We start from the raw sequence: 13,848 nt of genomic DNA, 5'->3' as shown, positions 1-13,848 counted from the left end.
GACTAGATGTCGAGGAAGCGGACGTCGTTGGCGTTCTGCTGGATGAACTCCTTGCGGGACTCGACGTCCTCGCCCATGAGCATGGTGAAGACCTGCTCGGCGGCGGCGGCGTCCTCCATGGTCACCTGCAGCAGCGTGCGGTGCTCAGGATCCATGGTGGTGTCCCACAGCTCGGTGTAGGACATCTCGCCCAGGCCCTTGTAGCGCTGGATGCCGTTGTCCTTGGGGATCCGCTTGCCCGAGGCCTGGCCCTCCGCCAGGGCGCGATCGCGCTCGGCATCCGAGTAGACGTAGTCGTGCGGCGCGTTCGACCACTTGATGCGGTACAGCGGCGGCTGCGCCAGGTACACGAAGCCGTGGTCGATCAGCGGGCGCATGAACCGGAACAGCAGCGTCAGCAGCAGCGTGGTGATGTGCTGGCCGTCCACGTCGGCATCGGCCATGAGCACGATCTTGTGATAGCGCGCCTTCTCGATGTCGAAGTCGTCGCCGATGCCCGAGCCGAAGGCCGTGATCATGGACTGGACCTCGGCGTTGGACAGCGCACGATCCAGGCGGGCCCGCTCGACGTTCAGGATCTTGCCGCGCAGCGGCAGGATCGCCTGGTGCGCCGGATCGCGGCCCTGCACGGCCGAGCCGCCTGCCGAGTCGCCCTCCACGATGTAGATCTCGGACTTCGACGGGTCCTTGGACGAGCAGTCCTTGAGCTTGCCCGGCATGCCGCCGGACTCCAGCAGCCCCTTGCGCCGGGTGGTCTCGCGGGCCTTGCGCGCCGCCAGACGAGCCTGCGAGGCGCCGATGGCCTTGCGGATGATGTCCTTGGCGTAGTTCGGGTTGCGCTCGATCCAGTCCCCGAACTCGTCGGCGACCACGCGCTGCACGAACGGCTTGGCCTCGGAGTTGCCCAGCTTGGTCTTGGTCTGGCCCTCGAACTGGGGGTCGCCGAGCTTGATCGAGATGACCGCGGTGAGGCCCTCGCGGACGTCCTCGCCGGTGAGGTTGTCGTCCTTGTCCCGCAGGAGCTTGAACTCGCGGGCCTTGCGGTTGATCACCGTGGTCAGCGCGGTGCGGAAGCCCTCCTCGTGGGTGCCGCCCTCGTGCGTGTTGATCGTGTTCGCGTAGGTGTGCACCGACTCGCTGTAGGCGGTGGTCCACTGCATGGAGATCTCCACGGAGATGGAGCGCTCGACGTCCTCGGTCTCGAAGTCGATGATCTCGTCGTGGACCAGCTCGGCCTTCTTGCCGCTGTTGATGAAGCGGACGTAGTCCAGCAGACCGTGCTCGTAGCAGTAGATGACCCGGCGGTGGCCGTCGGCGGTCACGCCCACGGTGTTCAGCGCCGGAGCCTTGGCCGTTTCCGCCTGCTCGGCGCCGCTCTCGGCCTCCGGGGACTGCGCGGTGGGGACCTCGGAGGCGTCCTGGCCCTCGACCTCGGTGATGATCTCGGTGCGCGCGGACTCGCCGGCGACCTCGTCGCCGGACTCGTCCAGGCGCCGCTGGTCGGTCAGGGTGATGCGCAGCCCCTTGTTGAGGAACGCCATCTGCTGGAACCGGGCGCGCAGGGTCTCGAAGTCGTACTCGACGGACTCGAAGATCTCCGGATCAGCCCAGAACGTCTGCGTGGTGCCGGTCTCCTCGGTCTGCTCGCCGCGCTCGAGCTCGCCCTGGGGGCGGCCGCCGTCGGCGAACTCCATGCGCCAGACGTAGCCCTGGCGGCGGATCTCGGTCTCCACGCGCGATGACAGCGCGTTGACGACGGAGATGCCCACGCCGTGCAGACCGCCGGAGACCGCGTAGCCGCCCCCGCCGAACTTGCCGCCGGCGTGCAGGATCGTCATGACGACCTCGACCGTGGGGCGGCCCTGCGTGGGGTGCATGTCCACCGGGATGCCGCGGCCGTTGTCGGTGACGCTCACGCCGCCGTCGGCCCGCAGCACGACCTCGATGTGATCCGCATGGCCGGCCAGGGCCTCATCCACGGAGTTGTCGATGACCTCGTAGACCAGGTGGTGCAGGCCCCGCGGTCCGGTGGATCCGATGTACATGCCTGGGCGCTTGCGGACCGCTTCGAGGCCCTCCAGGACGGTGATGTCGCTGGCGCCGTAGCTGCCTTCGGTGCTCTTGTCCTCTGACACGGGCTGCTGGTTCCTCCTGATGGTCATGATGGAGGCCGCAAGGGTCCTGGAGCACGGGGTCCGGGGCGCAGGCAGCACTCCCGACGACAGCGAGCGAGCGGAACGCACCGGAGCATTCGGGGGGCCGCGGGGTCTGCGCGCTCGATGCGCTGCGTCGATAATCCGGGCCCATCATACCGGATCTGCGCAGATGCCGGGTGCGGGACGGCCTGAACCCGCTGTCAGCGGCACGAGAACGCCCCTAGGAGTGCCTCCGGGGGTGCTCGCTGACCCGGAAGTCGTCTCCGGAGGTGCAGAGCACTCTGCAGGCCGTCCACGGTCTAGAGGCAGATGCCGATCGACGGCGGTCCGGATCAGCCGTAGGTGTCGCGGGGCCCGCGGCCGCGGATCGAGCGCCGGCCCTTGCGCCAGCTGGGGGCCGCCGGGCCCACGATGTCCAGGCGCGTGACGATGCCCGGGCCCAGGCGCTTCTCGATGGTCGACAGCACTTGGGACTGCAGCATCCGCATGTTGGCGGCCTGGGCGGTGGACGAGCATCGCACGCGCAGCACGGTGTCCTCGAAGGACTCCGGCACGCAGTGCTCGGCCACGTACGCCCCCACCAGCTCCGGCCACAGGGTCATGACCGACCCGACGGCGACCGGGGTCCGCCAGCCGCGTCCGGAGACCAGGCGATCCATGACCCCGCCGATGCCCTGCGGATCCCGCGGCGAGTCTCCGGCGCCCGAATAGCCGCCCAGCTGCCGCGGATCGCGCTCGGCGTCCCGGCGGCGCACGGGACTGGCGGTGAGCGCCTCCATGGCAGCGCCGAAGCTGCGCAGGTTGGCCTTGGCCGCAGCGCCGTGAAGCCGTCCCTCGCCGCGGGCCTCGGCGCCCCGGCGCACGCGCATCAGGGCGGCGGCGGCCGGATCGACGATGTCGCGGTCGCGCTCGGCGCGCGGCTGCTGGGCGGGGATCACGTGCGGGATCCGGGATCGACGACGGCCTTGCCCGGGCTCACGCGCACCAGGGTGAGCCCCGAATCGGCATCCAGCAGCTCCTGCGGGACGTCCTCCTCCACGGCGGCGGTCACCAGCACCTGCTCGGCCTCCGAGACCATGTCGGCCAGGCGGCTGCGGCGCTGGGCGTCGAGCTCGGCGAAGACGTCGTCGAGGATCAGCACGGGGGAGGAGCCCTCGGAGCGGTCGTCGTCCAGGTGCACGTACCAGGAGCCCAGCCGCAGGGACAGGGCGCAGGACCACATCTCGCCGTGGGAGGCGTAGCCGCGGGCCGGCAGATCGCCGAGCTGGATCTCGAGCTCGTCGCGATGCGGTCCCACCAGGGACACCGCCCGCTCGATCTCCTGGTCCTGGGCCTCCGCGCAGGCCTGGAGCATCAGCTCGCGCAGATCCGCGGTGCTGAAATGGGCAAGCTGATCGACCCGACCGTCTGCGCTCTCCGGGAGGATCGAGGAGCGGTACCGCAGCCGGGGCATCCGGGGACCGTCGGAGAGGCTGCTGTAGGCGCGGCGGACCTCGGGCTCGAGAGCGAGGACGAGCTGCAGACGAGACTGCAGGACCGCGGCCCCATAGGTCGCCAGCTGGTCGTTCCAAGCGCTGAGAGTGGCCTCGTGCGCCTGGGTGAAGCGCCCGGCCTTCCGCGCCGATTTCAGCAGGGCGTTGCGCTGGCGCACGGTCTTCTCGTAGTCGGAGATGACCCCGGCCAGGGCCGGACGCATGGAGGAGCCCAGCACGTCCAGGAACGCCCGGCGCCCGGAGGGCTCGCCCTTGATCAGCGCGAGGTCCTCCGGGGAGAACAGCACGGTGCGCAGGATGCCCAGGGCCTCTCGGGCGCGGACCGAGCCGCCTCGGTTGATCCGCACCGTGGGAGCACGGCCCTCGCTCAGAGTGAACTCGAGGTTCGTGCGGTGCCCGGCCCTGCGGATCCCCGTGCGGATCATGGCGCGCTCGGTGCCTGCTCGGTGCAGCGGGGCATTGCCGCTGACCCGATGCGAGGCCAGCGTGGCGGCGTAGTCGATCGCCTCGACCACGTTGGTCTTGCCCACCCCGTTGGGCCCCAGCAGGACCGTGATCCCGGGGGTCAGCTCGAGCTGGAGCTGCTCATAGCTGCGGAAGTCCGCGAGGGAGAGGGAGTCGACGTGCACGCAGGTCCGGGGCTCAGGAGCTGGGGAGGCGGACCGGCATCAGCAGGTACCGGTAGGCGACGTCGTCGTCCCCGTCCTGCTCCTTCTGCGCCGAGAGAACTGCCGGCTTGGGCGGAGCGGTGAAGGAGAAGCGCACGTACTCGGAGTGGAAGGCGTGCAGGCCCTCCGAGAGGTACGTGGGATTGAAGGCGACGGTGATGTCCTCGCCCTGGAGGTTGGCCTCGATGACCTCGGAGGCCTGGGCGTCCTCGCCGGTGCCGGCATCCAGGGCCACCTGGCCGTCCGTGAAGGCCAGACGGACCGGGGTGTTGCGCTCGGCCACCAGGGACACGCGGCGCACGGCCTCCACCAGCTCGGAGGTGCGCACCGAGGCGGTGATGGGCGTGGACTCGGGGAACAGCGAGCGGATCTTGGGGTACTCGCCGTCGATCAGCAGCGAGGTGGTGCGGCGGCCGCCGGACTCGAAGCCCACCAGCTCCGTGCTGTCCGACAGGGCGAGGTTCAGCTCACCGGCCGGGCCGAGGGTCTTGGCGACGTCGTTGAGCGTCTTGGCCTTGATCAGCGCAGCCGTCTGCAGCGAGCTGCTGTTGGGGCGCCAGGTGAGCTCGCGCATGGCCAGGCGGTAGCGGTCGGTGGCCAGCAGGGTCATCCGCTCGCCGTCGATCTCGATCCGGACGCCGGTGAGGATCGGCAGGGTGTCGTCCTTGGAGGCGGCGATGTTGACCTGCGCGACGGCCTGGGCGAACTCAGCGCCGTCGATGACGCCTGAGACCTCGGGCAGGCCGGGCAGCTCGGGGTAGTCCTGCACGGGCATGGCCGCCAGGTTGAACCGAGACGAGCGGCAGATCAGCGTCAGCTTGCCGTCATCCGTGATGACGTCCACGGGAGCCGAGGGCAGCGAGCGGCAGATGTCTGCCAGCAGGCGGCCGGAGACCAGAGCGGTGCCCTCCTCCTCGATCTGGGCGTCGATCGAGACCCGAGAGGAGATCTCGTAGTCGAATCCGGCCAGGGAGACCTGCCCGTTATCCGCCTTGAGCAGCAGACCGGAGAGCACCGGGACGGGCGGGCGAGGGGACAGTGACCGGGCGGTCCAGGTCACGGCCTCGGCCAGAACGTCGCGTTCGACGGAGAACTTCACGGTGGGGGCGCCTTTCGTTCGCAGATGTCGTCCGCGCGGCGTCCGGTGCGGAGGTCCGGACAGACGACGACAGCATGCTATCGGCGCGCTGTGCCCTGTGCCATCTGCCGGAGCAGACCGGGGAGTCGCAGAGGCGCTTCGGTGGATCCGGCTTTCTGTAATTCCAAGAATCCTGGAGGTGTGGAGCCCCGTGACCTGCTCGAGGCAGGCAGCGAACAGCTCTCGGTGCGGCTGAACGTGTAATTACACGAGCTCGCCGGGTCCGGATCGGGCGTCAGGGCATTCGTTGTCCGGCGGGAGGTATTAATGGACAGTAGTGTTCATAACCGCTGTGGATCTTGTGGAAAAAACCCTGATCGGCTGATCTGGCGCGGATCATGGCTGTGGGTCGGCTGTGCACCGCCATCCACGGACCGCCCCGTGCCTGTGTAATCACATTCTTGTCATTCCGGGCCCGTGCACAGGCCGATCCCCGGATCTGCCTCGACTGTCCACCGCGATCGCGGTTCTCTCCACAGTGCTGTCCACAACCGGTGGAATCGTGTCGTGCACAGCCTGTCCACAGGGCTTCCCACAGCTGTGGAGAACGGGTTTCGCAGCCCGCATCCGCGCCGCGCCGTCCTGTGGATGACCGGAGATCGACGCAGGCCCCGGGTCCGCTCGTGCGGGCCCGGGGCCTGAAGGGATGAGGCAGAGCGCAGCGCATGGGCTGCGTTGCGGATCAGCTGTGGCGCTGCTGCTTGATCCGGTTGGTGAGCTCGGTGACCTGGTTGAAGATCTGCCGGCGCTCGGCCATCAGCGTCCGGATCTTGCGATCGGCGTGCATGACCGTGGTGTGGTCGCGGCCGCCGAGCTCCTGTCCGATCTTGGGCAGGGACATGTCCGTGAGCTCGCGCAGCAGGTACATGGCGATCTGCCGGGCCGTGACCAGCGTGCGCGTGCGGGACTTGGACTTCAGCTCGTCCAGCGAGATGTCGAAGTAGGCGGCGGTCTGCCCCAGGATCGTGGCGGCGGTGATCTCGCCGTCGTCGTCGGTGATCAGGTCCTTGAGCACGAGCTCGGCAAGGGGCAGGTCCACGTCCTGCTTGTTCAGGGAGGCGAAGGCCGTGACGCGGATGAGGGCGCCCTCGAGCTCGCGGATGTTCGTGGAGATGTGCGAGGCGATGTACTCCAGGACCTCGGGCGGGGCCTGGGTGCCGTCGGCATCGGCCTTCTTGCGCAGGATGGCGATGCGGGTCTCGAGCTCGGGCGGCTGGACGTCGGTGATCAGTCCCCACTCGAAGCGCGAGCGCATGCGATCGGCGAATCCCGTGAGCTGCTTCGGCGGCAGATCGGAGGTGATCACGATCTGCTTCTCGTGGTTGTGCAGCGCGTTGAAGGTGTGGAAGAACTCCTCCTGCGTGTGCTCCTTGCCCGCCAGGAACTGGATGTCGTCGATCAGCAGCATGTCGACGTTGCGGTAGATCTCCTTGAAGGAGGAGCCCTCGTCGTCGCGGATCGAGTTGATGAAGTCGTTGGTGAACTCCTCCGAGTTCACGTAGCGCACCGCGATGCCGGGGTAGAGCCGTTTGGCGTAGTGCCCGATCGCGTGCAGCAGGTGGGTCTTGCCGAGCCCTGAATCCCCGTATATGAACAGCGGGTTATATGCCTTGGCCGGCGTCTCGGAGACCGCGAAGGCCGCCGCGTGGGCGAAGCGGTTGGACTGGCCGATGACGAACGACTCGAAGACGTACTTGGGGTTCAGCCGAGCGCTCGAATCCCATTCGGCCGAGGCCGCACCGGCCGTGCCGTGGTCCTCCGCAGCCGAGCGGCCCGGGACAGCGGCGGGGACGAAGGTGTCCTGAGGTCCGGTCTCCCCGACTGCGGCCTCTCCGGTGCTCTGCGCGGAGGCGGTGTCCTGCGGCGCGGGCTGCCCGGGCAGGGGGCGTCGGGCCGGCTCCGGTGCGGAGGGCCGCGGCGCCGGCGGTCGCGGCGACGGCGAGCTGAAGGTGTTCACGGCCCCTGAGTACTCGGAGCTCGTGGTGGACAGGGAGTCCTGCTCGGTCTCCTCCTGGGCAGCCGGCGGCGCGGTGTGGCCGCGCTCGGCCTCGAGCTCGTTCAGCGGCGGCAGCGAGGCCCGGGACGCGGACTCGATCTCCTGCTCGGAGACCTCCTCCAGGTCGGTGTCCACCACCAGAGCGACCAGGGTGTCCTTGCCGAAGGAGTTCGTGACCGCCTGGTTGAAGGCCGGCGCGATCTTGGACTGCAGGACCTCGCGGGTCAGCTCGTTCGGCACGGCGATCAGCAGCGTGGTGCCCATGAGGCCCCGGGGCTTGGCCAGGCGCAGGAAGCCGCGGTGACGCGGGGAGATCTGCGGGTCCTCGGTCATGGCGCGGACGCATTCGGCCCAACGGGCGTCGAGCTCCGGATTCTGCTGAGGACTCACGGTGGCGGGGACTCCGGGATTCGGGGGCGATGTCGGCTCCGGGCGGGTGCCCGGGTGCGCTCGCGACCGGTCATCCACAGAGTTGTTCACAGCGGTGGACAGCGGCTCGGGGCTCGAGCGCGAGGGTTCAGCGTAGAGCACGTTCAAAGCCCCGACCTAGCCCCGATCGGGGCCGAAAAGAACTACAATCGTGTAGTTACACGAGCGAGAGCGCACCGTTGCTGGCAAGGACGGGGATCCGGTTATCCACAGGAATTTCCGGAAGACGTGCACAGCATGTGGGCGAGAGGCGGTCACCGTCGGTTCGGTTGACCGTCCCACTCGCCGCGCCTACAATCGATCAGTCCTGTGTCTGACCTGCGCCCGGCGCCATGCGCCTCGCGGCGGCACAGCCATCGACCACCACAGCGGTGGACCCCTTCCTCAGGCGGACGGCCTGCTGCGCGCTCGTGCTCTGCACGGGCAGCGTGCGCCGGATCCGCACAGGGCAGGGGCACGCCCGTCCTGCATCCGGAGAAGATCAATGAGCAAGCGCACGTTCCAGCCGAACAACCGTCGTCGCGCCAAGAAGCACGGCTTCCGCGCCCGCATGCGCACCCGCGCCGGCCGCGGCATCCTCTCGGCGCGCCGCGCCAAGGGCCGCGCCTCCCTCTCTGCCTGAGCCCTCTCGTCGCCCTCGCGGATCCGACGGCCTCTGCTCAGCAGAGCCCCGGTCCGCAGACGCCGCCGAGACCGAAGGGGTGAGCGCGTGCTTCCCGCACAGCACAGGATGCGCACCTCCACGCACTTCGCAGCGACCACACGTTCCGGTGCCCGACAGGGGCGCCGGAACGTCGTCGTCTATGTGCGCGCCACGTCCGGGGACCAGCCGTCCCGGGCGGGCTTTGTGGTATCCAAGCGGGTCGGCAATGCGGTCTGCCGCAATCTCGTGAAGCGGCGGCTGCGCGAGCTCGTCGGGATGACGATCCAGGGCAGCCCAGCCGGCTTCGACGTCGTGGTGCGGGCCCTGCCCGCCTCGGCAGAGGCCGACTTCGCCGAGCTGCGGCGGGACTGGGAATCCGCCTGGCGCAAGGCCGCGAGCAAGGCCGAGGTGCCGGCATGAGCACCGCGCAGGGCCTCGGCCATCAGCATCCTGTCCTGGATGAGGAGCAGCTCTGGGAGCAGGCACCGTCGGACTTCGTGCGCCCCCGGGGTGCGGTCCAGGCGGTGTGGCTGCTGCCGCAGAACCTGATCATCGCGGGTCTGAAGCTCTACCGCATGCTGATCTCCCCGCTCTACGGGGACGTCTGCAGGCACTTCCCCACCTGCTCGGCCTACGGCCTCGAGTCCGTGGTTCGCCACGGGGCGGTCCGGGGCCTAGGTTTGACCGTGCGACGACTGCTCAGGTGCCATCCCTGGGCGGCGGGCGGAATCGACAGGGTGCCGCAGGGCGGCCGCCGGTTCTCCTCGGAGACCGAGCTGCCGCGGATCATCCTGCTCAACCACCCCACACCCGCCGATCGCGCAGCGGTGCTGACACCCCGCGATCCGGCACACGAGACCACGTCCGCGCGCCAGCACGGCGCAGACCCGGCTGCCGCGCAGACGGCTCAAGGAGCTTCCTCACGATGAACATCTTCGACATCATCCTCTGGCCCTTCAAATGGGTCGTCTCGGCGGTCCTGTGGCTCTTCCACGAGCTGTTCACCCTCATCGGGCTGGATGCGGCGAGCGGATGGACCTGGGTCCTGGCCATCGTGGGCCTGACCCTGGTCATGCGAACCCTGACCATCCCGCTGTTCCTGCGCCAGATCCGCTCCATGCGCGGCATGCAGGAGATCCAGCCGCAGATGGCCAAGCTGCAGGCCAAGTACAAGGGCAAGAAGGACCAGGTCTCGCGCCAGGCCATGGCCCAGGAGCAGATGGCCCTGTACAAGGAGCACGGGGTCAATCCCCTGGCCTCCTGCCTGCCGATCATCGCCCAGATGCCGATCTTCTTCGGCCTGTTCCAGGTGCTCAACGGCGTGACCGGCGCTGCCGAGCGGGACGAGGGGATCCTGGTCCTGTCCTCGGACAAGGTCCACCAGTTCTACGACGGCACCCTGTTCGGCGCCCCGCTGTTCTCCACGCTGCGCTCGCCCGGCGACGGCAACCACACCGCCACGATCATCATCGCGGCCCTGCTGGTGGTGGCCATGACGGTCACCATGTTCATCTCGCAGAAGCAGCTGGCGTCCAAGAACGTCTCGGAGGCCACCAAGAACTCTCCGATGTACCGCCAGCAGCAGATGATCATCTACATCTTCCCGATCATCTTCCTCATCACGGGCATCAACTTCCCGATCGGCGTGCTGATCTACTGGACCGTCTCCAACCTGTGGTCCATGGGCCAGCAGTACTGGGTCATCCGCAACAACCCCACTCCCGGCTCGCAGGCCGAGCGCGAGCTCAACGAGCGCCGCGAGGCCAAGGGCCTTCCCCCGGTCGGCAAGACCAAGGAGGAGCACCAGGCCGAGATCGAGGAGGCTCGCGCCAAGGCTGCCGCCGGTCAGCGCCAGCAGCCCATGAGCAAGAAGCGCCAGAAGGCCAAGGGCATCAAGGACCAGGGCCCGCTCGAGACCGGCCAGGACGATGTCCAGCAGCCTGAGAAGGCTCAGGGGCCGGTGATCAACGGGGAGTCGACCACTGGTTCGTCGTCGCCGGTCTCCAAGGGCTCGTCGGGCGGCAAGAAGTCCGGCAAGGGCAAGTCCGGGTCCTGAGACCGAACCCCTCAGGGCGCCGCTCGAGTCATACTGTCGAGACGGCTGCTGCACCACTTCCGTCAGGAGAGACGAATGAGCGAGAACCAGCACAGCGAGCAGGCTCAGGACTCCGCGCCCGAGGGCGTGCAGATCCAGGACCTGGAGCCCGGTCAGAAGGTCGACGCCTCGGCGGTCGTCGCCGGTGTGGACGTCCCGCAGGACGACGAGGCCGCTGCGGCCTCTGCCGAGCAGAGCGACCAGGATGACGACGAGCTCGACCCCCTCGTGGAGGAGGGCGAGGTCGCTGCGGACTACCTCGAGGAGCTGCTGGATCTCGCGGATCTGGATGGCGACATCGACATCGAGGTCCGCAACGGCCGCACCTACCTCTCCGTGGTGACGGAGGAGGAGGGCGATGACGGCCTCGACATGCTCGTCGGCAAGGACGGAGAGGTGCTCGAGGCTCTCCAGGAGCTCGTGCGGCTGGCCGTGCTGGCCGGCACGGAGCAGCGCAGCCGGCTGGTGCTCGATATCGCCGGGCACCGGCTGGCCCGTGCCGAGCAGCTGCGGGAGCTGGCCCGTCGTGCCGTGCAGAGCGTGCGGGGCTCCGGCGAGCCGGTGCACCTGGACCCGCTGAGCCCCTACGAGCGCAAGATCGTGCACGACGTCGTGGCGGAGGAGGGCATGCACTCCGAGTCGGAGGGCGAGGGCCCCGGACGCCACATCGTGGTCTCGGCGAACGGCTGAGGCATGACGGAGCAGCACCCAGGCGAACGCTCTGATCGCAGCAGGCAGGCGGAGTCCGACGGAGCCGTCGCCCAGCCGGCTCCCGAGCTGCAGGGGCGTGAGGCCGAGGCCGCGCAGAGCCTGTTCGGCGACCGGCTCGAGCTAGCCCAGCGCTATGTGGAGCACCTTGCCTCATCGGGCATCGTGCGCGGACTGATCGGTCCGCGTGAGGCTCCGCGGCTGTGGGGACGTCACGTCCTGAACTGCGCCGTGGTGGAGGCACTGATCCCGCAGGATGCCCGTGTGGCCGATGTGGGCTCCGGGGCGGGACTTCCCGGGCTGTGCCTGGCGATCGCACGCCCCGATCTGGAGCTCACGCTGATCGAGCCGCTCGAGCGCCGCGTGACCTGGCTGAACGAGATCGTCCAGGATCTGCAGCTCGAGAACGTGCAGGTCCTGCGTGCGCGCGGCGAGCAGGTCGAGGAGCTGCCGGGCGGTTCCGCGCCGGACGTGGTCACGGCCCGCGCTGTCTCCGCGCTCGGCGGTCTGTTGGACTTCACGCTTCCGCTGCTGCAGGGCTCCGGTGAGCTGCTCGCGCTCAAGGGCCGGTCGGCGCAGCAGGAGATCGATAAGGCACGCAAGCAGCTCAAGCGGCACCGCGTCGCGCAGACCGAGGTGCTCACCCTGGGCTCGGAGCTGCTCGAGGAGCCGACCACCGTGGTACGAGTCGTCCTCTGAATCGGTCTCGAGGCGCTGACCTCGATCGACGGTCCGGGGAAGCGTCTTGGGTAGTGTGGGGCAGGCCCCTCAGCGGCCGCGACATGTAATGTGATGCATATCACAAAGGACCGAGGAAGGCGACGTGGTGACCCAGAACGACAGGCCTCACGGCTATGACTTCGGTCTTCCCCCTGATCCGGTCTCGCAGGATTCGGCAGTGCAACCGGACCGCGGATCGCGGTTGACTGCAAGACAGGACGCCGACGCGACAGCCGCCGCACAAGGCGCGGGAGACACCCCCCTCGGAAGGAAGCTCGTGGAAGAGAATCAGCGACGTCGCCGACTCGAGCACGTGCAGCTTCAGCGGCCTGAGCGCACTCGCGTGATCACGGTCAGCAACCAGAAGGGCGGCGTGGGCAAGACGAGCACCGCCGTCAACCTGGCAGTGGGCCTGGCCAAGCAGGGTCTCAACGTTCTGGTGGTCGACAACGATCCGCAGGGCAATGCCTCCACCGCCCTGGGCGTCCCGCACAGCTCGGAGGTTGACGGCGTCTACGACGTCCTCGTCGATGAGATGGAGCTGGCTCAGGTGGTCGCGCCCTCCCCCGAGTCCGATCGGATCGTGGTGGCGCCGGCGACCATCGACCTGGCCGGTGCAGAGATCGAGCTCGTGTCCATGGTGGCGCGCGAGCAGAGGCTGTCCCGTGCTCTGGACCAGTATGCCAAGGGTCGTGAGGAGCAGGGCCTGGAGCGTCTCGACTACGTCTTCATCGACTGCCCGCCCAGCCTCGGCCTGCTGACCATCAATGCCTTCGTGGCCGCCAGCGAAGTCCTGATCCCCATCCAGTGCGAGTACTACGCGCTCGAGGGCCTGAGCCAGCTGCTGCGCAACATCGAGATGATCCAGAAGCACCTGAACCCGGATCTGGTCGTGTCCACCATCCTCATGACCATGTACGACGGCCGTACCAACCTGTCCTCCCAGGTGGCGGATGAGGTGCGGGCGCACTTCCCGGAGCAGGTGCTGGAGACCATGATCCCCCGGTCCGTGCGGATCTCCGAGGCGCCGAGCTATCAGCAGTCGGTGCTGAACTACGATCCGCAGTCCACGGGCGCTCTGTCCTATCTCGAGGCAGCCGCTGAGATCGCCGCGCGAGGCGTGCCGAAGAGCAAGTGATCCATTGATCGGGCAGGCTCTGCAGGTCCTAGCGGGCCCCGTTCCTCGTGGAACGGGGCCCGTAGTCATTCCAGCTCTTGCAAGAGGGAGACGGTGCTGTCATCGTCGGCCGGCGGATGTCGACTGCTGCCGCTCGTCTTCTGTCGGCGTGTTTCACGTGGAACGTGCGGTTCGAACCTTCTCCATACGGTCTTTGACTCAAGGTGGCGAGGGGTGCCGGCGGTCGTCCATGCGCGACGGTTGTCCGAGGAAGCGCAGGAGGAATCGGACCCCGATGACTCCGACGAACTCCGGGTCTTGCCCGCTGTCCGTCGTCCCAGGCACACGGCGATCAAGTGAGAGGCGGAAAAGCTCTTCCCTTGGGAGACGCCTCTGCATGCCCTGGTCTGCAGCACGCGATGGACGACGCGTGACGGAACGTGAGGGTCGTTACGGGAAGAGGTCCAGTCGAGAGCTGGATCCGACGTCAGGACCCTCGATGGCTCGTCGGCGGCATGGTGGCCGTCTTCGGTCATTGCGCGAGTCCATGTTTCACGTGGAACGCATTGTCTCTGGTGTCTGTCTGCTCTCCGTGCTTCGATTGTCGGGTGCTGCGGAGCGCATCGCGACGGCGAGAGTCTCCGGGGTGCGCGGCGGGACCGGGAAGGCGGGTCCCTGTACATGC

12 protein-coding genes are annotated in these 13,848 nt (G+C 68.3%); 7 read left to right on the top strand and 5 right to left on the bottom strand.

The genetic code is table 11. The features are described 5' to 3' along the window. Positions 1-2: 2 nt before the first annotated feature. The 5 genes from gyrB to dnaA form a co-directional block, all read right to left on the bottom strand. Positions 3-2,162, bottom strand: coding sequence for a DNA topoisomerase (ATP-hydrolyzing) subunit B (gene gyrB, locus JOE55_RS07380; RefSeq protein ID WP_204782489.1), 2,160 nt, complete (start codon positions 2,160-2,162; stop codon positions 3-5). A gap of 326 nt (positions 2,163-2,488) precedes the next feature. Then, a complete protein-coding gene (locus tag JOE55_RS07375; protein ID WP_006214388.1) occupies positions 2,489-3,094 on the bottom strand; it encodes a DciA family protein in 606 nt (201 codons plus the stop codon). After that, positions 3,091-4,278, bottom strand: a complete 1,188-nt coding sequence (recF, locus tag JOE55_RS07370) for a DNA replication/repair protein RecF (RefSeq protein WP_006214387.1) — start codon at positions 4,276-4,278, stop codon at positions 3,091-3,093. Before recF ends, JOE55_RS07375 begins: the two co-directional genes overlap by 4 nt. Before the next feature lie 13 nt (positions 4,279-4,291). Next, positions 4,292-5,416, bottom strand: a complete 1,125-nt coding sequence (dnaN, locus tag JOE55_RS07365; RefSeq protein WP_006214386.1) for a DNA polymerase III subunit beta — start codon at positions 5,414-5,416, stop codon at positions 4,292-4,294. Positions 5,417-6,137: 721 nt separating this feature from the next. After that, positions 6,138-7,841, bottom strand: coding sequence for a chromosomal replication initiator protein DnaA (gene dnaA / locus JOE55_RS07360; protein WP_204782488.1), 1,704 nt, complete (start codon positions 7,839-7,841; stop codon positions 6,138-6,140). A 523-nt stretch (positions 7,842-8,364) separates the two neighbouring features. Between dnaA and rpmH the strand changes: the two genes are divergently transcribed. The 7 genes from rpmH (at position 8,365) to JOE55_RS07325 (ending at position 13,184) form a co-directional block, all read left to right on the top strand. Continuing rightward, a complete protein-coding gene (gene rpmH, locus JOE55_RS07355; protein ID WP_006214384.1) occupies positions 8,365-8,502 on the top strand; it encodes a 50S ribosomal protein L34 in 138 nt (45 codons plus the stop codon). An 87-nt stretch (positions 8,503-8,589) separates the two neighbouring features. Beyond that, positions 8,590-8,943: a ribonuclease P protein component gene (rnpA, locus tag JOE55_RS07350; RefSeq protein ID WP_006214383.1), complete on the top strand. Its 354-nt coding sequence runs from the start codon at positions 8,590-8,592 to the stop codon at positions 8,941-8,943. Then, positions 8,940-9,452 carry a membrane protein insertion efficiency factor YidD gene (gene yidD, locus JOE55_RS07345; RefSeq protein ID WP_024289494.1) on the top strand — a complete coding sequence of 171 codons (513 nt, stop codon included), beginning with the start codon at positions 8,940-8,942 and terminating at the stop codon, positions 9,450-9,452. The genes rnpA and yidD overlap by 4 nt, the downstream gene beginning before the upstream one ends. Then, entirely contained in the window at positions 9,449-10,579 is a 1,131-nt protein-coding gene (yidC, locus tag JOE55_RS07340) for a membrane protein insertase YidC (protein ID WP_204782487.1), read from the top strand. Before yidD ends, yidC begins: the two co-directional genes overlap by 4 nt. A gap of 75 nt (positions 10,580-10,654) precedes the next feature. After that, entirely contained in the window at positions 10,655-11,308 is a 654-nt protein-coding gene (locus JOE55_RS07335; protein WP_006214380.1) for a Jag family protein, read from the top strand. 3 nt (positions 11,309-11,311) lie between these two features. Then, entirely contained in the window at positions 11,312-12,025 is a 714-nt protein-coding gene (gene rsmG, locus JOE55_RS07330) for a 16S rRNA (guanine(527)-N(7))-methyltransferase RsmG (RefSeq protein WP_235586777.1), read from the top strand. A gap of 298 nt (positions 12,026-12,323) precedes the next feature. Then, on the top strand, positions 12,324-13,184 hold the full coding sequence (locus JOE55_RS07325; RefSeq protein ID WP_024289498.1) for a ParA family protein: 861 nt from the start codon (positions 12,324-12,326) through the stop codon (positions 13,182-13,184). The last annotated feature ends 664 nt before the right edge of the window (positions 13,185-13,848 follow it).

Origin of the sequence: Kocuria palustris (genome assembly GCF_016907795.1) — a bacterium.
In the GTDB taxonomy this organism is placed as follows: Bacteria; Actinomycetota; Actinomycetes; order Actinomycetales; family Micrococcaceae; genus Kocuria; species Kocuria palustris.
Note: the sequence above shows the minus strand (reverse complement) of the source record. Positions and strands in the feature narration are given on the sequence as shown.